This window comes from Pseudomonas peli (assembly GCF_900099645.1).
Lineage (GTDB): Bacteria > Pseudomonadota > Gammaproteobacteria > Pseudomonadales > Pseudomonadaceae > Aquipseudomonas > Aquipseudomonas peli.
Genome location: NZ_FMTL01000001.1, coordinates 369,554 through 388,518 on the forward strand (window position 1 = coordinate 369,554; position 18,965 = coordinate 388,518).

Below are 18,965 nucleotides of genomic sequence, written 5' to 3' on the forward strand. Positions count from 1 at the left end.
GAGCGACTAACCCGCCTTACCTATCAGAGATTCTGCGAAATAAAGCCAAGCATCTGGTCAGCGGTGGAAATGACCTTGGAGTTCATTTCATACGCACGCTGCGTGGTGATCATGTTCACCAACTCTTCAACCACGCTGACGTTGGAGTTTTCCAGAGTGTTCTGCAGCGTGGTGCCCAGGCCGTTCAGGCCCGGTGTACCGACTTGCGGCGCGCCGCTGGAAGCTGTTTCCAGAAACAGGTTGTTGCCGATGGCTTCCAGCCCCGCCGGGTTGATGAAATCTGCGGTCTGCAGGTTGCCAACGATCTGTGGCTGCGGGTTACCGGCAGTGGTGACTGACACAGTGCCGTCCTCACCCACGGTAAATGTGCGCACCTCGTTCGGCAGCACAATGGCAGGCTCCAAGGCATAACCGTTGGACGTCACCACCTGGCCATCGGAGTTCAGGTGAAAGCTACCGTCGCGGCTATAGGACACCGTGCCGTCCGGCAGCAGCACCTGGAAGAACCCCCGGCCATTGATCGCCATATCCAGTGGCTGCTCAGTGGTTTGCAGGCTACCGGCGGTGAAGATCTTTTGCGTGCCGACCACCCGTACACCCGTACCCAGCTGCAGACCGGACGGCAGTTGGCTGTCCTGACTGGATTGGCCACCCGGCTGACGACGAATCTGGTACAGCAGGTCCTCGAACTCGGCGCGATCACGTTTGAAGCCCGTGGTCGAAACGTTGGCCAGGTTGTTGGAAATAGTGGTCAGGTTCATGTCCTGGGCGGACAGACCGGTCTTGCTGACCCACAGTGCCGGAAGCATATCGACTCTCCTCGGGCGCCGTTTTAACGGCGCCGCGTGCTGATAATTAGGTCATCTGCAAGACGCGCGCCATGGCCGACGAATTGTCTTCGGCGGTGCGCATCATCTTCACTTGCAATTCGAATTGGCGTGACAACGAGAGAATTGCTGTCATCTCTTCCACAGCATTGACGTTGCTTGACTCGAGAAATCCCGAGGTGATTTCCGTAGTGGCGTCCGCCAACACGGGGCCTTGGCCCTTGAAGCGGATGAGGCCGTCAGTGCCCTTCTCCATCTGCTTGAGGTCTGGGTTAACCAGTTTCAGACGGTCCACCTCGGCCAACACATTGGGCGCCTCACCCAAGGCACGAATGCTGATGGTGCCGTCCTTGCCGATTTCGATTTTCTGCTCTGGCGGCACCGCAATCGGCCCGGCGTTGCCCATCACCGGCAAGCCATTGCCGGTACGCAACACGCCCAAGGCATCGACATTAAGGCTGGCGGTGCGCACGTAGGCTTCGCTGCCGTCAGGGGCCTGTACTGCCAACCAACCCTTACCACCTACGGCCACATCCAGATCGCGACCGGTTTCCTGCAAAGAGCCTGGAGTGAAGTCAGTACCCGGACGTTCGCTCATGGCGTAAACCCGCGACGGATAACTGTCACCAAAGATCGGCATGGAACGCGCCTGCTCAAAATCCCGGCGGAAACCATTGGTGGTGATGTTCGCCAGGTTGTTGGCGTGGGCACGCTGGGCCAGGGTGTTGTTGTGGGCACCAGTCATGGAAACGTACAGCATCTTGTCCATGGTTATTCTCCGAGTGGGCTTGCCGCCCCGCTGCTCTATGCAAGTTTTAAAGCAATGGTTGTGCCAGCACTCGAAAAATAAATATAAGAACTTGATTTATATGTAATTTATAAAATAAAAAAGGCTCCAAAAGGAGCCTTCTAAATGCCAGCGCGGCGTACTTTTGCCGCCCGCGACAGGCACGCGCCTGCCGCAGGCAACACCTATCAACGCAGGTTGATAATGGTCTGGGTCACCGCACTTTCGGTCTCAATGGTCTTGGCATTGGCCTGGTAGTTGCGCTGCGCCACGATCAAGTTGACCAACTGATCCGATAGCTCGACGTTGGAGTCCTCCAAGGCACCGGACTGCAGAGCACCCAGGGTGCCGCTGCGCGGGGTTCCGCGTACCGGCTCACCCGACTCGAAGGACTGCACCCAGGCAGTTTTGCCCACCGGCGTCAGGCCTTGCACGTTGGCAAAGTTGGCCAAAATCACCTGCCCCTGCACCTTTGACTGGCCGTTGGTGTAGCGCGCGAAGATCACCCCGGTGTCGTCAATCTCCAGGCCGGCCAGCTGGCCAGTGGTGTAACCGTCCTGGCTAACACTATTGACCGCAAAACTACTTGCATACTGAGTTGAACCACGCATGTCAAAAGTAAATCCCGCAGCCGCACTATTCGCTCCGTTGGGAACGAGATTGCCACTAACCGGGTCGCGCTCAGCCGGAACCCAGTCTGCCGAATTAAATGGGATGACGCCGTTAACAGTAGCCCCAGGAATAGGAGGAGCATCAAGTAAAGGATTTGGAGGCACGCTAGCAAGCGGCGTAAAAGCTGCAGGTGTAGCGGGAGGACCAGCCGAGAAAACAGACAATTGCCCAGCAGCATCGAAATTTAGGTCGTAACTAAACGGCTGAGTACTTGAAGGGTTACGAGGATTAACCCCATCGATCAGAATATGCATCGTCCAACTATTGTTTGCAGGAGCCGCATCTTTGACAAAATATTGCGTCATTACATGAGAATTACCCTGAGTGTCATAGATGTTGGTCGACGTTGACGAGTTGTAAGACAAAGGATCGGCAGGATCAAAAGTAGGGGCAGCCATAGGACCCGCATTGGTAGGCCGCACATTGTTCGAATTCACGTTGAACGTTTGTAAGACACTCTCGGTTGCACGCGGCTCCTGACTGGCCGTTTCAATGCGCAGATCACTGACCACACCATTTTGCAGGTTGCCAGCGGCGTCAACGGTATAGCCCTGCAGCCGATAGCCAAAGTTATTCACCATAAAGCCATCGCGGTCTGTACCGAAGTAACCTGCGCGGGTATAGCTGACCTCGCCGTTGTTGCTGGTCTGAAAGAAGCCATTGCCATTGATCGCCAGGTCCAGGGCATTCTGCGTGTAATTGATGTTGCCCTGATTGAACAGCTGCGACACATCCGCCAACAACACGCCACTGCCCTGCGGGTTCGAACCAGAACCCAATACGGACGCTGCATACACATCGGCAAACTCGGCACGTGACTGCTTGAAACCCGCAGTACCGGCGTTGGCGATGTTGTTGCCGGTCACGTTGAGGTCGCTGGTGGCGGCACGCAGACCGCTCAGACCGATATTGAAACCCATAGAAGACTCCTTTGCCGGACAGCCGGCGGCTATAACCTGGCTAAAACCTGTTAGTTACTGACCGATCACCTGGACTTGCGACATTGGCACGCTGCCGAGCCCAGCCAGGTTCAACATCAACTCTTTGCCGCCCAGGGTCACACTGTCGACGTTAGCCGGCAGCATGGTGTAAAGCCCCTTAGTGCCGTCGGCGTAGGTAGCCTGCGCCTCGAACTTGTATGTGCCAGGCGGCAACAGATTGCCGCTGGCATCCTTGCCGTCCCAGATAAAGCTGACATTACCGGCCGCCTGCTCACCCAAGTTCACACGCCCGACAGCGGCACCGGCCTTGTCGTAAATGTTGACGTAGACATTGCTGCTGCTCGCCGGCAGCACCAGGCTGGCTTTAAAGCTCTCGCTGGTATCAACCACGGCTTTTTCGCTTGGGATAATCACCTTGCGCCCCACCAGCGAAGAGGCCTGCAGCGCCTGGGAAGACTGATACCCCGTGAGTAGCGAACCCATGCTGGTATTGAGTTTTTCAATACCCTCCACCTGACTGAATTGCGCCAGCTGGGCGATAAACTCGCCGTTGCCTTGCGGCTCCAGCGGGTTCTGGTTATTCAACTGGGCCACCAGCAAGTTAAGAAACTCGTTTTTGCCCAGGTCTTTGTTCGTCTTGGTTTCGCTCTTGATCTGGTATTGATCCAGTGCCGAACCAGTCACATCGCCAACAGTACTCATCGGTCTGCGCTCCTTATCCGCTGGCTTACTGACCCAGGGTCAATACGCGCTGCATCATCTGCTTGGCGGTATTCATCATTTCGGTATTGGTCTGGAATGCCCGGCTGGCAGAGATCATGTCAGCCATCTCCTCCACCACATTGACGTTGGGGTAGTACACATAACCGCCGGCATCGGCCGCCGGATGATTCGGCTCATAGCGCGGCATCAGGCTGCTTTGATCTTCGACCACACCCAGCACCTGCACGCCTACGCCAGCTTCATCCTGCTCGGCAAACAGCGAGCCACGGTCGCCGTTCTGCGCGGACTGGAACATGGTGGCGAATACCGGATGGCGCGCGCGGTAGGTTTGATCAATGCTTGAAGAAACCGATTCAGCGTTGGCGATGTTGCTGGCGATGGTATTCAGGCGAGTGCTCTGAGCGCTCATACCGGTTCCGGCAATGTTGAACACACTGGCTAGTGACATGGCATCAGGCTCCTGTTATTCGCCGCGCAGGGCGTTGACCAGCCCTTTGAACTTACTGTTGAGGAAAGTGAAGCTGGCCTGGAACTGCACCGAGTTCTCGGCGTAGTTGGATTGCTCGATCTGCAGGTCGACAGTGTTCTGATCAATCGACGGGCTGAAAGGAATGCGGTACTCCAGGCTGACATCACCGCCGGCCACCCCCTCGGCAGCAATATGCTGGCTATCCGTACGGTTCAAGCTGACCGGGCCGCGCTGGCCCTTTGCACTCTGCTCCGCCAGCACATTGGCAAACTGCAGATCACGCGCCTTGTAGTTCGGCGTATCCGCGTTGGCGATGTTGTTGGCCAACACTTCTGCGCGCTGAGCGCGAAAGCCCAGTGCTTTTTCATGGATGCCGAGTGCCCGATCGAAACTGATGCTCATGGTCTAAAACCTTTGCCGGTGGGTGGTGCGCCTTTCCGTGCAAGACCATAAGCAAGGCCTGTGCCATATTATTTTTTACTTATTTATCAACTACTTAATTTATAAATGGGACGCCGAGCGTGGGAAAGCGGCAATTGCTTTCCGCCTATTGGCAAGCAGACGGCAACGAATCTCAGTCGATTGCCGCACGCCCGATCACTCACAGCTAACTGCCACATGGGCCGCGATGACTCAAAGCAAATCACCTCACCCGCTGGCAGACGCTCACTTGCACCGTCCGTCAGGCAATTCGCAATCAACCACACACAGTTTTGACAAGCATTCTCATTAACATTAGTATCCTTCGCACTAGCCACTGCCCTGCCACGAGCCTTAACCATGTACGTGTGTCTCTGCGAAGGTATTACTGACGGTCAGATCCGCGAAGCCATCTACGAAGGCTGCTGCAGCTACCGTGACATGCGCGCCACCCTGGGTGTTGCGAGCCAGTGCGGTAAATGTGCTTGCCTGGCCAAACAAGTGGTACGCGACACCCTAAGCGAAGTACAAAGCAGCCAAGCGGCCATGGCCTACCCGGCAAACTTTGTTGCCGCATGAATTTTAGGCATAAAAAACCGGACCTAGCGTCCGGTTTTTTATGCCTAAAATTCAACACCTTAGCGCCCAAGCGCAGAACTTAAGCATTCGTATTCATATTAATTTTAACTTTAAATTCAAATACTTAGGTTTGACAGCCGAAAACCATCGGCCCAGAATTTGACGCTAACTCCCCCTGCAAGGCAGACGCAGACATGAAAGGCGACAAGAAGGTCATCCAGCATCTGAACAAGATCCTCGGTAACGAGCTGGTCGCGATCAACCAGTACTTCCTGCACGCACGCATGTATGAAGACTGGGGCCTGAAGAAACTCGGTGAGCACGAGTATCACGAGTCCATCGACGAGATGAAGCATGCGGACAAGCTGATCAAGCGCATCCTTTTCCTCGAAGGCCTGCCAAACCTTCAAGACCTCGGCAAGATCCTGATCGGTGAAAACACCAAGGAAATGCTCGAGTGCGACCTGAAGATTGAACACAAAGCGCATATCGACCTGAAAGCGGCGATTGCTTACTGCGAAAGCATCGGCGACTACGCCAGCCGCGAATTGCTCGAAGAAATTCTCTGCTCGGAAGAAGACCACATCGACTGGCTGGAAACCCAACTCAGCCTGATCGAAGCCGTAGGCCTGCAGAACTACCTGCAGTCGCAGATGGACGAATAAGCGCAAACCACTGCGCCATAAACAACAAACCCCGCTCTTGGCGGGGTTTGTTGTTTATGGCGCAGCCGAATTAAGCGCTGGCTTTCTGCACGGCGTCCTTGATCAGGGTCTGCAGCTCACCCTTATCAAACATTTCCGCGAGGATGTCGCTGCCGCCGACCAGTTCACCGCCCACCCACAGCTGTGGGAAGGTTGGCCAGTTGGCATACTTCGGCAGGTTGGCGCGGATTTCAGGGTTTTGCAGGATGTCGACGTAGGCGAATTTTTCGCCACAGGCCATCACAACCTGCGCAGCTTTGGAGGAAAAGCCGCACTGTGGAGCGTTCGGCGAGCCTTTCATGTACAGCAGAACGGTGTTATTGCCGATCTGTTCTTTGATAGTTTCGATGATATCCATTGGGCACCTCAGGACTTAACTTCCCGACTCACGGGTCGGCACGGTGACGGCATTGTAACGAAAAGCCGAGCGTGATGCTCGGCCTTCCCTGCCACTTTACTTATGCCGAATATCGCCTGATCAGGCCGCCTCAACCTGCACCGGCACACCGTTAAGCGCCGCATTACCGGACAAGGCGTCGAGTTGTCGCTCATCGGTCAGGTCATTGGCGCTGGCACCTGGCTGTTCACTGGCGATGCTCATCTGCACGCCGGGGCGCGCATGCCCCCAGCCATGCGGCAGGCTGACCACACCGGCCATCATGTCCTCACTGGCAGCCACTTCCACTTCGATGACTCCGACCCGCGAACGCACGCGCACCAATTGGCCATCGGTCAGCCCCCGCTGGCTCAAATCCACCGGATGCATCAGCAGCTGATGGCGCGGCTTACCTTTAACCAAGCGGTGGTAGTTATGCATCCAGGAATTATTACTGCGCACATGCCGGCGACCAATCAGCAGCAGCTCATCCGCCTTGGCAGCAGGCTGCGCGGCAAAGCGCTGCAGATCAGCCATGATCACCTCAGGTGCCGCTTGAATCTGCTTATTGGCGGTTTTCAGACGACCGCTCAGGTTGGGTTTAAGCGCCCCTAGGTCGAGCCCATGCGGGTGCTCACGCAGCGCAGCCAACGACAGTTTATGTTCCGACTTGTCGCCGTAACTACCAAACCGCAGACCCATATCGATCATCTGCTCGGGGGCCATGGTCGGTTTCAGCTCCACGCCCGTCTTGGCGGCAAAGGCCTTGGCCAGACCGACGAAGATTTCCCAGTCATGCAGCGCGCCGACAGGTTTGGCCAGCACCGCCTCATTGAAGCGGGTGACATTGCGCACCGCGAACATATTGAACGTGGTGTCATAGTGATCATGCTCCAGCGGCCCAGTCGGCGGCAGGATCAGGTCGGCATAGCGGGTGGTTTCATTGATATAGAAGTCGACGCTGAGCATGAACTCCAAACCATCCAACGCTTGCTCCAGCTGACGACCATTGGGCGTGGACAGCACCGGGTTGCCCGCCACTGTGACCAGCGCACGCACCTGCCCTTCGCCCTCATTGAGCATTTCCTCAGCCAAAGCCGACACCGGCAATTCACCGCCGTACTCCGGCAAGCCGGATACGCGACTCTGCCAGCGGTTGAAATGCCCACCGGAGGTTGAGGCCACCAGGTCCACGGCCGGCTCGGTGCAAAGTACGCCACCAACGCGATCCAGATTGCCAGTGACCAGGTTGATCAACTGCACCAGCCACTGACACAGGGTGCCGAAAGCCTGGGTCGAAACGCCCATGCGGCCATAGCAGACCGCCGATTCGGCAGCGGCAAAGTCGCGCGCCAACTGGCGGATCGTTTGCGCCGGCACGCCGCATTGGACGCTCATGCTTTCGGCGGTGAAACCGGCAATCGCCTGACGCACCTCATCCAGCCCATCAACTGCCAGGTGACTGGCACGGCCGAGGTTTTCTTCAAACAGGGTATTGAGCAAACCGAACAGCAACGCGGCATCTTGCCCCGGACGCACGAACACATGCTGGTCGGCAATCGCTGCTGTTTCGCTGCGCCGTGGATCCACCACCACCAATTTACCGCCGCGCTTCTGGATGGCTTTCAAGCGTTTTTCCACATCCGGTACGGTCATGATGCTGCCGTTGGACGCCAGCGGGTTGCCGCCGAGGATCAACATAAAGTCGGTGTGGTCGATGTCCGGAATCGGAATCAGCAGACCGTGGCCGTACATAAGGTGACTGGTCAGGTGATGCGGTAGCTGATCGACCGAGGTGGCGGAATAGCGGTTACGGGTTTTCAGCTGGCCAAGGAAGTAGTTGCTGTGGGTCATCAGGCCGTAGTTATGCACACTCGGATTGCCCTGATACACCGCCACGGTGTTCTGCCCGTGCCGCGCCTGCAGCTCACTCAGGCGCGTGGCCACCAACTCAAAGGCGTCATCCCATTCGATGGCTTGCCACTCATTGCCCACCCGGCGCATGGGCTGACGCAGACGGTCAGGGTCGCTCTGGATATCCTGCAGGGCCACGGCCTTGGGGCAAATATGGCCACGGCTGAAGCTGTCCTGGGCATCGCCCTTGATCGAACGGATCTGCGTGGAGCCGTCGTCCTGCACTTCGGTCTCAATGGTCAGGCCACAAATGGCTTCACAGAGATGGCATGCACGGTGGTGGAGGGTTTTGGTCATGGCCGAGCCTCTTGTTTTGATTCGATGCACGCAGCACCGTAAACCATGACTATGGCGGCTGCCTGCCCTCTGCACCAGCAGGGTTCGTTACGTGAATTGCCCGGCATCAGGTCGACCGATGGATGGTCTTTCACACAGCCCCTGTCGCTGTGACCGTGCAGGCAATTTGCGCCTGATCGGCGTTTGCTTATAAGATCGCGACTTCCCCGTTTCGTCGCATAGTGCGGCCCCCCAGCCGCAGGTTCTGCCGTTTCTTCTATTTAATTAGGCCATTGAACCTGCGCCCAGCTGTCAAAAGGTAGTTAACGATGAGCGCAAGACACTTTCTCTCGCTGATGGATTGCACACCGGATGAACTGGTGAGCCTGATCCGCCGCGGCATGGAGCTGAAGGACTTGCGCAACCGCGGTGTACTCTTTGAGCCGCTGAAGAATCGCGTACTGGGCATGATCTTCGAGAAGGCCTCGACCCGCACCCGCCTGTCGTTCGAAGCCGGCATGATCCAGCTCGGCGGCCAGGCCATCTTTCTGTCGCCGCGTGACACCCAACTGGGCCGTGGTGAGCCGATCGGCGATGCCGCCATCGTCATGTCTCGTATGCTCGATGCGGTGATGATCCGCACCTTCGCCCACAGCACCCTGACTGAGTTCGCCGCCAACTCACGGGTCGCAGTGATCAACGGCCTGTCTGATGACCTGCACCCCTGCCAACTGCTGGCCGACATGCAGACCTATCAGGAGCATCGCGGCAGCATCAAAGGCAAGACCGTGGCCTGGATCGGCGACGGCAACAACATGTGCAACTCCTATATAGAAGCGGCGATGCAGTTCGACTTCCAACTGCGCGTCGCCTGCCCCGAGGGCTATGAGCCAAACGCCACGTTCCTCGCCGCTGCCGGCGACCGTGTGCAGATCGTGCGCGACCCTCGCGAAGCGGTTGCCGGCGCACACTTGGTAAGCACCGACGTATGGGCCTCAATGGGCCAGGAAGACGAAGCTGCCGAACGTTTGAAGCTGTTCCAGCCCTACCAGGTCAACCGTGCACTGCTCGATGCCGCTGCCGACGAAGTGCTGTTCCTGCACTGCCTGCCGGCTCACCGTGGCGAGGAAATCAGCGAAGATTTGCTCGACGACCCGCGCTCGGCCGCCTGGGATCAAGCGGAAAACCGCCTGCATGTACAAAAGGCACTGCTCGAATTTCTGGTTGAACCGGCGTACCACCACGCATGAACCAGCCCCTGCTGAACTTACGTGACCTGAGCTGCGGCTACCCCGGACACACGGTGGTACAGAACCTTAATCTGCATCTGAATGCCGGTGATATCGGCTGTCTGCTCGGCCCTTCGGGATGCGGCAAGACCACCACGCTGCGCGCCATCGCCGGTTTTGAGCCGGTGCTGGAAGGCGAGATCCAGCTGGCCGATCAGGTTATCTCCAAAGCTGGCTTTACCTTGGCCCCGGAGAAACGCCGGATTGGCATGGTGTTCCAGGATTACGCGCTGTTCCCGCACCTGAGCGTGGCGGAGAACATAGGCTTCGGCATCCGCAAGCAACCTAATTGCGAGCGGGTTACCCAGGAGCTGATGGAGCTGGTCAAGCTTGGTCACCTCGGCAAGCGCTACCCGCATGAACTGTCCGGCGGCCAACAGCAACGCGTGGCCCTGGCCCGAGCCCTGGCGCCGGAACCGCAATTACTGCTGCTTGATGAGCCATTTTCCAACCTGGATGGCGAGCTGCGCCGGCGCTTGAGCCATGAAGTGCGCGATATTCTCAAAGCCCGTGGCACCAGCGCGATTCTAGTGACCCATGACCAGGAAGAAGCATTTGCCGTCAGCGATCACGTCGGCGTGTTCAAGGAAGGCAAGCTGGAGCAGTGGGATACCCCATTCAACCTCTACCACGAACCGCTGACGCCGTTTGTCGCCAGCTTTATCGGCCAGGGCTACTTTATTCGCGGCCAGTTGCTTAGCCCGGACTCTGTTCAGACTGAACTGGGTCTGATTCGCGGCAACCGCGCCTACAACTGGCCAACCGGCAGTGCGGTCGACGTACTGCTGCGTCCAGACGATATCGTGTATGACCCGGACAGCACGCAAAAGGCGCTGATCGTCGGCAAGACATTCCTCGGTGCAGCGACCCTGTATCGCCTGCAACTGCCCACTGGCAGCCAGCTGGAATCAATCTTCCCCAGCCACGCCGATCACTTACCCGGCCAGCAGGTCGGCATCCGCGTCGCCGCCGACCATCTGGTGGTATTCCCCGCACCCGGCAGCATCGCCGCCCAGGTCAACCTGGGTGAGTCGGGCGTGCGTCGCTACAGCAGCGACAGCTGACCTACCCCAACAGTAACCGGCCACTGGCAATCAACAACGCCTGGCCGGCAATCTTTACCCGCTCGCCAACCAGCTCACAGTGCAACTCGCCGCCGCGCGCCGAACACTGGAACGCACTCAGCCGGGTCTTGCCCAGGCGTTGCGCCCAGTAGGGCGTAAGGATGCAATGGGTTGAGCCAGTCACCGGGTCTTCATTGATACCGATAGACGGGGCGAAGTAGCGCGAGACGAAGTCATGCTGCTCACCTGGCGCACTGATCAGCAAGCCCAGTCCGGGCAGCGTGGCCACAGCGGCTAGATCGGGCTTATACGCTTGCACCGCCGCTTCGCTCGGCAGAACCGCTAGCAGTTCCTGAATCCCCTGCCCTTCATGCAACGCCAACACACTGTCCACCGGCAACCCCAGCACCCGCTCAACGTCTGCGTGTAAGTCGCACGGTTGCGCGCGGCGCACAGGGAAATCCAGCACCAGCATGCCGCCTGCGCGACTGACCCGCAGCGCACCCGACAAGCAGGTGAAATCAAGTACATCACCTGGCTCACCGTAGACCTCAAACAGCACATGGGCACTGGCCAAGGTGGCATGGCCGCACAGCGGCACTTCGGCCGTAGGAGTAAACCAGCGTATATGCCAGGCCGCGCCTTCCTTCACTACAAAGGCGGTTTCCGCCAGGTTGTGCTCGGCGGCAATCTGCTGCATCAGGGCATCGTCCAGCCAACGATCCAAGCGATAGACCATCGCTGGGTTACCGGTAAACGGTTGCGAGGCAAAGGCATCGACTTGGTGAAATTCAAGCTGCATGGGACGCACTCCGGATTCTTCGTGCGTTAAAGCATGCCGAAAACAGACTCGACATGACCGCTACAGCGGCGGCCAATTACAGCCATACAGCGCGCCCACAAGCCTTGCTCAGCAAGCAGACAACCATGGTCAGGGGCCCTGCACCCCATACGCCGCCAGTAAAGCTTGCAAACGACCATTGGCCCGATAACGCTGCACACCCTGCTCAAACAACGCGACATAGCGTGGACTGCTTTCCAGTGTCGGGGAGAACGCCAGGTAGATCGGCACATCCGGAGCGCGGCATCCGGCCTCACGCAAGCCTCCCGCCTGCCCCTGACTGGCCAGCATGGCCTGCATCACCCAGGCGTTTTCCAGCACTACATCCACTCGGCCGTGCATCAGCTTGCCGATGTTCAAGGCCAATGCCTTATCACCGGCGGCAATCTGGATGCGCTCGCTGTCACCGTGGTACAAGGCGATATAGGTGTTCAGTTCATCGCCATAGCTGTAGTCATTGATGACTCCCAGGCGTTGCTCGGCGAGTGATTCAGTACCGCTAAAGTGCCAGGTGGAGTCCGGCAAGGTAAAAAAACAACTACGCGACGACGCAACGGGGGTAGAACCAAAAAGAAAATCCGGCGCATCCTCAACTCCCGCGCCGATGGCCGCATTCAGCTCCCCGCGGCGCACCTGTTGCAGAGTACGCGCCCAGTTCAGCGCCTGGTACTGCACCTCGATACCGGCTTCGGCAAAGATCTCCCGCGCCAGCTCAACAAAGATGCCTGGCCGCTCGGCACCTGGCTGGCAATTCACCGGGCACCAGATATCCCCGGCGATCACCAGCGTCTCGGCCCGCGCCCAGCCGGCTACGCCCAGCAGCGTCAACAACAATCCACGAGCAACCAGCTGACGGCATATCGACATGCAGGGCTCCAAAGACCAATAAGCTTGCAGCGAGTTTTACCATCCTCAGCCTTCGCTGCGCACCCTTTTCACCGCATCCAGCCACCCGTCATAGAGTTTGCTGCGATGACTGTCCGCCATGCGCGGATCGAACCGCTGCTGACGGTGCCAATGCCGGGCAATGCTCGCCAGGTCTTTGTAAAGCCCGGCTTGCAGGCCGGCCAGATAGGCAACGCCAAGCGCAGTGGTTTCCGTCACTTCCGGACGTTCCACCGGCACCCCCAGGATGTCGGCAAGAAACTGCATGACCCAGTTGTTTTCCACCATACCGCCATCGACCCGCAGCGCACTCGGCTCAGCTGCGCCGTCCTGGCGCATGGCTTCAAGCAGGTCACGGGTCTGATAGCACACTGACTGCAAGCCGGCGGTAACGATTTCCTTGATCCCGGTATCGCGGGTCAAGCCGAAGATTGCCCCACGGGCTTTCGGATCCCAGTACGGTGCGCCCAGGCCGGTGAAGGCTGGCACCAGGTAAACGCCGCAAGCATCGCCGGTCTGCTCGGCCATGGCTTCGGTATCGCGGGCATGGCTGATCAGCTTGATGCCATCGCGCAACCACTGCACAGCAGCGCCAGCGACAAAGATGCTGCCCTCCACTGCATAGGTGACCTGGCCATTCAGGCGATAGCCAACCGTGGTGAGCAGGCGGTTTTTCGAGATCACCGGGGTGCTACCGGTGTTCTGGATCATGAAACAGCCGGTGCCATAGGTGCTTTTGACCATACCTGGCTCGAAGCACGCTTGACCGATCAGGGCTGCCTGCTGATCACCGGCCATGCCCAGCACCGGAATGGCGGCGCCGAGCAGATTGGCGTCGGTAATGCCAAAGTCGGCAGCGCAATCGAGCACCTCCGGCAGCAGGCTGGCGGGAATCTCGAACAGCTTGAGCAGCTCTTCATCCCACTGCTGGGTGTGGATATTGAACAGCAGGGTACGCGAGGCGTTGCTGGCATCAGTCTTGTGCGATTTGCCACCGGTCAGGCGCCACAGCAAAAAGGAATCCACGGTGCCAAAGCGCAGCTCGCCACGTTCGGCGCGCTCACGGGCGCCGGGCACTTTATGCAGAATCCAGCGCAGCTTGGTGGCCGAGAAATACGGATCAATCAGCAGCCCGGTCTTGGCCGCTACCGCGGCTTCATGCCCGGCGTCTTTCAGCTCGGCGCAATAGTCAGCGGTACGGCGGTCTTGCCAGACAATAGCCGGATGGATCGGTGTGCCGGTCTGCGCATCCCACACCAAGGTGGTTTCACGCTGATTGGTGATGCCGATAGCCGCCACATCACTGGCACTCAAACCGCTCTGCTTGAGCGCCTCACGGCAGACCTTGAGAGTACTCAGCCACAGCTCTTCGCCGTCATGTTCAACCCAGCCATCCTGCGGGAAGTATTGCTTGAACTCCTGCTGCGCACGCGCCACGGGCAGCCCTTGGGCACTGAAGACAATTGCCCGGCTGCTGGTGGTGCCTTGGTCGATGGCAAGCAGGTAATGAGACATGCAGATTTCCTTATTTTTATAGGCTGTAAAGCGGCTGCTAGCCGCGACCAATTGGTGCAAAGATTGCCTGCGTCAGCTGGGCCAGCACAGTAGCTTCCAGCTGCACCTCCAGTCCGCGCCGTCCGGCACTGACATAAATGCTGGGAAACTGCTGCGCCGATTCATCGATAAAAGTACGCAGGCGCTTCTTCTGCCCCAGCGGGCTGATGCCGCCGAGCAGGTAACCGGTAGCGCGCTGTGCTGCAGCGGGGTCGGACATATCGGCTTTCTTCACCCCGGCGGCCTGCGCCAGGGCTTTCAGGTCAAGCGTACCGGCCACCGGCACCACCGCCACCAGCAACTCGCCCTTCTCAGTAGCGGCCAGCAGCGTCTTGAACACTTGGGCAGGCTCAAGGCTCAGCTTTTCTGCAGCTTCCAGGCCATAAGAAGCCGCCTTGGGATCGTGGTGATAACTGTGCACCTGGTGCGCAGCTTTAGCCTTTTTCAGCAGATCGATAGCGGGGGTCATGTTCGAATGTGAAAACAATCTGACAAAGTTGGCGTACCTTAGCCGAAAAAACTGCCGGGAGCAGTTTTTAACGTCGCGTAGCAACGTCCCGAAGGGTGGCCGCTACGGACGGCAGGCCATAAAATCCGCGCGGCAGCCTATAATGGCGCGCACTTTCAAGGAGTTTTCATGACCCTGCCGCCACGCCAACACGACATTCTCGAACTCGCCCGCGAACGCGGCTATGTCAGCATCGACGAGTTGGCCCAGGCGTTTGCCGTCACCCCGCAGACCATTCGCCGCGACATCAATCAGCTTGCTGAACAAGGCCTGCTGCGCCGCACCCACGGCGGAGCAGCCAGTGAAAGCTCCAGTACGCAGAACACCGCCTACAGCATGCGCGCCGGGCAGATGCGCGATGAAAAGCAACGCATCGCTGCCGCCATTGCCGCACAGATTCCCAACCACGCCTCGCTCTTCATCAACATTGGTACCACCACCGAAGCCATTGCCCGTGAGCTGCTCGGCCACAAGGGCCTGAAGATCATCACCAACAACCTGCATGTAGCGGCCCAGCTCAGCGCCAAGGCCGACTTCGAAGTGCTGCTGGCCGGCGGTACGGTGCGCAGCGACGGCGGCATCGTCGGCCAGGCAGCGGTGGATTTTATCCAACAGTTCAAGGTCGATTTCGCCCTGGTCGGCATCAGTGGCATCGATGAAGACGGCAGCCTGCTCGACTTCGACTACCAGGAAGTGCGGGTCTCCCAGGCGATTATCAGCAATGCGCGCCAGGTCTTTCTGGCCGTCGACTCCAGCAAGTTCGGCCGCAACGCAGTCGTGCGTCTGGGCTCGGTTGCCCTGGTCGATCGGGTGTTCACCGATGCCGCGCCGTCCGCAGCCATAAACCGCCTGCTGACCGAGCACAAAGTACACCTCGACCTGGTGTAAGACCGCCAGCACTCGCCTGGCAGCTGCCTGGCTGGTATCCCGTTACCAATTCCTCACAACCGCTGAGAGCGAAAGCGCACTTCGGGGTGGCGAAGCCGTGCATATTCGACTAGCATATTTTCGAAAGTGAACATTTAAAGTTCAATACTGACTTTCGGTGCCGCCATGCCTACTCGTCCCGCCAGCAACACTCCACTCGCTGAAGTCTATGACCTTGCCGTGATCGGCGGCGGTATCAATGGTGTCGGGATTGCCGCCGATGCAGCCGGGCGCGGTTTGTCCGTGTTCCTTTGCGAAAAAGACGACCTGGCGCAACACACCTCGTCGGCCAGCAGCAAACTGATCCATGGCGGCCTGCGCTACCTGGAACACTATGAATTCCGCCTGGTGCGCGAAGCGCTAGCCGAGCGCGAGGTGTTGCTGAGCAAAGCCCCACATATCGTCAAACCTATGCGTTTTATCCTCCCCCACCGCCCGCACCTGCGCCCGGCCTGGATGATCCGTGCCGGGCTGTTTCTCTATGATCATCTGGGCAAGCGCGAGCAACTGGCAGGCTCGCGTAGCCTACGCTTTGGCGCCGGCAGCCCGTTGAAAAGCGAGATCAGCCGCGGTTTCGAGTATTCCGATTGCTGGGTTGATGACGCCCGCCTGGTGGTACTCAACGCCATGGCAGCCCGCGAGCAAGGCGCTCACGTGCACAGTCGCACCCGTTGCGTCAGTGCGCGGCGCAGCAAGGGCCTGTGGCATATCCACCTGGAACGCAGCGACGGTAGCCTGTTTTCAATCCGCGCCCGCGCTCTGGTCAATGCTGCCGGCCCTTGGGTCGCGCGGTTTATCCGCGAGGATCTGAAACAGGAATCGCCTTACGGCATCCGCCTGATTCAAGGCAGCCATATCGTGGTGCCGCAGTTGTTCGAAGGCGAGCAGGCCTACATCCTGCAAAACGAGGACCGCCGCATCGTCTTTGCCATCCCCTATCAGGAGCGTTTCACCCTGATCGGCACCACAGACCGCGAATACCAGGGCGACCCAGCCAAAGTGGCGATCAGCGAGGAAGAAACCGACTACCTGCTGAACGTGGTCAACGCCCACTTCAAGAAGCAGCTGCAGCGCAGCGACATCCTGCACACCTATGCCGGCGTGCGGCCGCTGTGTGATGACGAATCGGACGACCCATCGGCAGTCACCCGTGACTACACCCTATCGCTCTCCGCTCATCCCGGCGAAGCGCCGTTGCTATCGGTGTTCGGCGGCAAGCTCACCACTTACCGCAAGCTTGCCGAATCGGCGCTGGCGCAACTGGCGCCCTTCTTCCCCAAGATGGGTCCAAGTTGGACCGCCAGCAGCCTGCTGCCCGGCGCCGAACAAATGGACAGTCAGAGCGCACTGATTGAAGCCCTGTGCGCCCGCTTTGGCTGGCTGCCCACCTCACTGGCGCGGCGCTGGGCCAGCAGCTACGGCAGCCGCAGCTGGTTGATGCTCAAAGGCGTGAGCAACCTCAGTGACCTGGGCGAACACCTGGGCGGCGGCCTGTACACCCGTGAAGTCGACTACCTGTGCCAGGAAGAATGGGCCATGCAGGCGGACGATATTCTCTGGCGCCGCAGCAAACTCGGCCTGTTCACCACCCCGGCGCAGCAAGCCAAACTCGACAGCTACCTGCGCATCGAATCACCGCGCAGCCCAGAAGATGCGCACGCCGCCTGAGCACATGCGCCGATAAGTCTGAGGCCATAAAAAAGGGCGACCGAAGTCGCCCAAATTGCCTTGCGTGCCCCTGACAGCAGAATCAGCCCTGCTTGCGCTTGTGCGAATCCTGCCAGATGAAATAACCGACACCGGCGAAGAAGGCGACCATCAGACCGACGGTGCCGATACCGGCGAGAACTACGACATCGATAAACATGGTTGCCTCCTGCTGTGAAGCCTGTGTGGGTATGGCTTCAAATTAACAGGGGCGGCAGGGGCGCTATTGATCCAGATCAACAAGCGGCGGGCGCTGGCGGGATGAGGCTTTGATTAGCTGATCCAGATCAACAAATCAGCCTATGCCAGAACAGTTTCAAGGCTTTTTCGGTTTGCCCTTGGGCTTTTTCTTGCCTTTGGGCAGCGGCAGGGCCTGTTCGAAGGCATCGCGCATTTCATTGAGTTTCTTGTCGCGCAGGTCATGGATGCGCTTGTCGCGCTCGGCGGCGAAATCAATCAGCTTGTCGTCTTTGCTCATGGTCTCGGCTTGATCAAACGAAAGGTCAGGTTCAGGCGTGGCGCGCAGGCGCTGCGCGTCTTCGCCACTTGATGCTGCCAATAATGCTGGGTTGGCCCGCGCATGACCAGCAGCGAACCATGCGGCAGCGGCAATGAGTGTTCGATGCGGCTCTGCCCTTTTCGGCGCAGATCAAAGCGCCGGGTGCCACCCAGATTCAGCGAGGCGATTAGCGGGTTGGCGCCCAACTCAGCCTCATCATCACTGTGCCAGCCCATGGAGTCCTGCCCATCACGGTAATAATTGAGCAACACGCCATTCAGTGGTTGCCCCACGGCCCGCTCCACCTGCGCACGAATCTGCGCCAGCAGCGGCGTCCAGGGCAACGGCTGATGGGTCAACCCGGAATAGCGATAACTGGCCTCGTCGTCACCGTACCAAGCCACTAATCGCGGCACCGGCAGTTGCCGCCCATATATCTGCACCTGCGGCTGCTGCCAGGGCGTCTGCGCACTCAACTCGGCCAGCCAATGATCGGCGGTGGCTGCATCAAGCCAGCTCGCGTGCAACTGCAAGTCAGCATCAGGCAACTGCAACGGGCTGTCGGCAAATAGATCCACGGAACAAAACTCGAACGGGCGGAACACCTAGTGTGCCCAGCTCAGACTTCCACATCCACCCACAAACCCTGACGTGGCAGTTCACTGACCACCGCCTCATCGGCCTCGGCCACTTCACCTTCGGCCAGTTCTTCCGGGGTGTAGCCATGACGGCGCTGGCGACGGCGCTGCTCTTCGCGCAACAGCATTTCCGCTTCCTGCGGATGGCGTTTATCCAGGCTCACGCCACTTTCCTTGGAGCTTTCCGCAGAGGCTGTAACCGGCGGGATTTCCGGGCGCGGCTTGACCACGTCCTGCTGGACGGTAACCGGAACCAGACTGTGGGGGATCGGCGGCAGCATCTATTTAGCCCTCCTTTGGTCAGACTGTCGGCCAGCCAAGCCGCGACTTGAGCCTTGCCTCGCTACACTTTTGATCAACCTAAT

General features: G+C 58.7%; 22 protein-coding genes. 6 read left to right on the forward strand and 16 right to left on the reverse strand.

All coding sequences use genetic code 11. The features are described from left to right. Positions 1-23: 23 nt before the first annotated feature. The 6 genes from flgG to flgB all read right to left on the reverse strand — a co-directional run bounded on the left by flgG (position 24) and on the right by flgB (position 4,821). Positions 24-809 (reverse strand): flagellar basal-body rod protein FlgG, encoded by a 786-nt coding sequence (gene flgG, locus BLO50_RS01865; RefSeq protein WP_090248273.1) that lies wholly within the window; start codon positions 807-809, stop codon positions 24-26. A 46-nt stretch (positions 810-855) separates the two neighbouring features. After that, positions 856-1,596 (reverse strand): flagellar basal body rod protein FlgF, encoded by a 741-nt coding sequence (locus BLO50_RS01870; RefSeq protein ID WP_090248274.1) that lies wholly within the window; start codon positions 1,594-1,596, stop codon positions 856-858. A gap of 206 nt (positions 1,597-1,802) precedes the next feature. Further along, the gene (flgE, locus tag BLO50_RS01875) at positions 1,803-3,206 is read right to left on the reverse strand and encodes a flagellar hook protein FlgE (protein WP_090248275.1); all 1,404 of its coding nucleotides are present in this window, start codon (positions 3,204-3,206) and stop codon (positions 1,803-1,805) included. Between the two features lie 54 nt (positions 3,207-3,260). Beyond that, the gene (flgD, locus tag BLO50_RS01880) at positions 3,261-3,929 is read right to left on the reverse strand and encodes a flagellar hook assembly protein FlgD (protein WP_090248277.1); all 669 of its coding nucleotides are present in this window, start codon (positions 3,927-3,929) and stop codon (positions 3,261-3,263) included. Between the two features lie 25 nt (positions 3,930-3,954). Continuing rightward, the gene (gene flgC, locus BLO50_RS01885; protein WP_090248278.1) at positions 3,955-4,398 is read right to left on the reverse strand and encodes a flagellar basal body rod protein FlgC; all 444 of its coding nucleotides are present in this window, start codon (positions 4,396-4,398) and stop codon (positions 3,955-3,957) included. Positions 4,399-4,413: 15 nt separating this feature from the next. Next, positions 4,414-4,821 (reverse strand): flagellar basal body rod protein FlgB, encoded by a 408-nt coding sequence (gene flgB / locus BLO50_RS01890; RefSeq protein ID WP_090248280.1) that lies wholly within the window; start codon positions 4,819-4,821, stop codon positions 4,414-4,416. Positions 4,822-5,199: 378 nt separating this feature from the next. Here flgB and BLO50_RS01895 point away from each other — a divergent pair, with 378 nt between their 5' ends. Both BLO50_RS01895 and bfr read left to right on the forward strand, forming a co-directional pair. Next, positions 5,200-5,418, forward strand: a complete 219-nt coding sequence (locus BLO50_RS01895; protein WP_090248281.1) for a bacterioferritin-associated ferredoxin — start codon at positions 5,200-5,202, stop codon at positions 5,416-5,418. Between the two features lie 194 nt (positions 5,419-5,612). After that, positions 5,613-6,083 carry a bacterioferritin gene (bfr, locus tag BLO50_RS01900; RefSeq protein ID WP_090248283.1) on the forward strand — a complete coding sequence of 157 codons (471 nt, stop codon included), beginning with the start codon at positions 5,613-5,615 and terminating at the stop codon, positions 6,081-6,083. 70 nt (positions 6,084-6,153) lie between these two features. Here the strand turns inward: bfr and grxD are convergent, their stop codons facing one another. After that, positions 6,154-6,480: a Grx4 family monothiol glutaredoxin gene (grxD, locus tag BLO50_RS01905; protein ID WP_090248284.1), complete on the reverse strand. Its 327-nt coding sequence runs from the start codon at positions 6,478-6,480 to the stop codon at positions 6,154-6,156. A gap of 120 nt (positions 6,481-6,600) precedes the next feature. After that, entirely contained in the window at positions 6,601-8,709 is a 2,109-nt protein-coding gene (locus tag BLO50_RS01910; RefSeq protein ID WP_090248286.1) for a molybdopterin oxidoreductase family protein, read from the reverse strand. A 308-nt stretch (positions 8,710-9,017) separates the two neighbouring features. On the opposite strand from BLO50_RS01910, the gene argF reads away from it, so the two are divergent. Next, positions 9,018-9,938, forward strand: a complete 921-nt coding sequence (gene argF, locus BLO50_RS01915; protein WP_090248288.1) for an ornithine carbamoyltransferase — start codon at positions 9,018-9,020, stop codon at positions 9,936-9,938. After that, a complete protein-coding gene (locus tag BLO50_RS01920; protein ID WP_090248289.1) occupies positions 9,935-11,041 on the forward strand; it encodes an ABC transporter ATP-binding protein in 1,107 nt (368 codons plus the stop codon). The genes argF and BLO50_RS01920 overlap by 4 nt, the downstream gene beginning before the upstream one ends. A gap of 1 nt (position 11,042) precedes the next feature. Here BLO50_RS01920 and BLO50_RS01925 read toward each other — a convergent pair whose 3' ends face one another. The 4 genes from BLO50_RS01925 to ybaK form a co-directional block, all read right to left on the reverse strand. Next, positions 11,043-11,843 (reverse strand): PhzF family phenazine biosynthesis protein, encoded by an 801-nt coding sequence (locus BLO50_RS01925; RefSeq protein ID WP_090248290.1) that lies wholly within the window; start codon positions 11,841-11,843, stop codon positions 11,043-11,045. Positions 11,844-11,972: 129 nt separating this feature from the next. Next, on the reverse strand, positions 11,973-12,749 hold the full coding sequence (locus BLO50_RS01930; RefSeq protein ID WP_090248292.1) for a substrate-binding periplasmic protein: 777 nt from the start codon (positions 12,747-12,749) through the stop codon (positions 11,973-11,975). 45 nt (positions 12,750-12,794) lie between these two features. Next, positions 12,795-14,282, reverse strand: a complete 1,488-nt coding sequence (gene glpK, locus BLO50_RS01935) for a glycerol kinase GlpK (RefSeq protein ID WP_090248293.1) — start codon at positions 14,280-14,282, stop codon at positions 12,795-12,797. Positions 14,283-14,319: 37 nt separating this feature from the next. Further along, positions 14,320-14,790 carry a Cys-tRNA(Pro) deacylase gene (ybaK, locus tag BLO50_RS01940; RefSeq protein ID WP_090248294.1) on the reverse strand — a complete coding sequence of 157 codons (471 nt, stop codon included), beginning with the start codon at positions 14,788-14,790 and terminating at the stop codon, positions 14,320-14,322. A 168-nt stretch (positions 14,791-14,958) separates the two neighbouring features. Between ybaK and BLO50_RS01945 the strand changes: the two genes are divergently transcribed. Then, positions 14,959-15,717 carry a DeoR family transcriptional regulator gene (locus BLO50_RS01945; protein WP_090248296.1) on the forward strand — a complete coding sequence of 253 codons (759 nt, stop codon included), beginning with the start codon at positions 14,959-14,961 and terminating at the stop codon, positions 15,715-15,717. A gap of 165 nt (positions 15,718-15,882) precedes the next feature. Continuing rightward, positions 15,883-17,424, forward strand: a complete 1,542-nt coding sequence (gene glpD / locus BLO50_RS01950) for a glycerol-3-phosphate dehydrogenase (RefSeq protein ID WP_090248297.1) — start codon at positions 15,883-15,885, stop codon at positions 17,422-17,424. 82 nt (positions 17,425-17,506) lie between these two features. Here glpD and ccoM read toward each other — a convergent pair whose 3' ends face one another. The 4 genes from ccoM to BLO50_RS01965 all read right to left on the reverse strand — a co-directional run bounded on the left by ccoM (position 17,507) and on the right by BLO50_RS01965 (position 18,881). Continuing rightward, positions 17,507-17,623, reverse strand: coding sequence for a cytochrome c oxidase subunit CcoM (ccoM, locus tag BLO50_RS22135; RefSeq protein WP_275941110.1), 117 nt, complete (start codon positions 17,621-17,623; stop codon positions 17,507-17,509). Between the two features lie 156 nt (positions 17,624-17,779). Next, positions 17,780-17,941 carry a hypothetical protein gene (locus BLO50_RS21775; protein ID WP_090248299.1) on the reverse strand — a complete coding sequence of 54 codons (162 nt, stop codon included), beginning with the start codon at positions 17,939-17,941 and terminating at the stop codon, positions 17,780-17,782. Next, positions 17,938-18,540: an alpha-ketoglutarate-dependent dioxygenase AlkB family protein gene (locus BLO50_RS01960; RefSeq protein WP_090248301.1), complete on the reverse strand. Its 603-nt coding sequence runs from the start codon at positions 18,538-18,540 to the stop codon at positions 17,938-17,940. The genes BLO50_RS21775 and BLO50_RS01960 overlap by 4 nt, the downstream gene beginning before the upstream one ends. Before the next feature lie 41 nt (positions 18,541-18,581). Continuing rightward, positions 18,582-18,881 (reverse strand): aspartate-semialdehyde dehydrogenase, encoded by a 300-nt coding sequence (locus tag BLO50_RS01965; protein ID WP_090248302.1) that lies wholly within the window; start codon positions 18,879-18,881, stop codon positions 18,582-18,584. Between the last annotated feature and the right edge of the window lie 84 nt (positions 18,882-18,965).